Here is a 307-nt window from a genome sequence, read left to right as displayed (position 1 = left end):
CCGGCATAACCCGAGCCCACGACGAGCACTTCGGTCTCCTCGTCCCAGTTGACGTCGGCACCCGTCTCAGAGGCTCCCGTGTCGGAAAGCTCGTCTTTGCCCTTCGGCGCGCAGCCGGAAAGGCCGAGTACGGCGAGCGCGCCGGCGGAGGCAGCGCCCATAAGGAAGTTGCGGCGCGAGAAGCCCTTCTCGGCGGTGTTCAGCTCCCCTGCGTTGTTCATGGTGCCCATGATCCTCTCCTTTTCGTTGGAAGTGCAACAACAGGGCGCACCATACGCGCCGCCTGCCGTACCGCGCACCGCCCAGA

The 307-nt window shown here is 65.8% G+C and carries 1 protein-coding gene; it reads right to left on the bottom strand.

Annotated elements, in window-relative coordinates:
* Window positions 1–230 (bottom strand): twin-arginine translocation signal domain-containing protein (locus NE591_RS13935; protein WP_256156940.1); only part of this gene is annotated, 230 nt, incomplete at its 3' end.
* Between the last annotated feature and the right edge of the window lie 77 nt (window positions 231–307).

The sequence above is a fragment of the Adlercreutzia sp. DFI.6.23 genome (assembly GCF_024462535.1).
GTDB lineage: Bacteria > Actinomycetota > Coriobacteriia > Coriobacteriales > Eggerthellaceae > Adlercreutzia > Adlercreutzia rubneri.
This window is presented reverse-complemented; position numbering and strand designations above follow the sequence as displayed.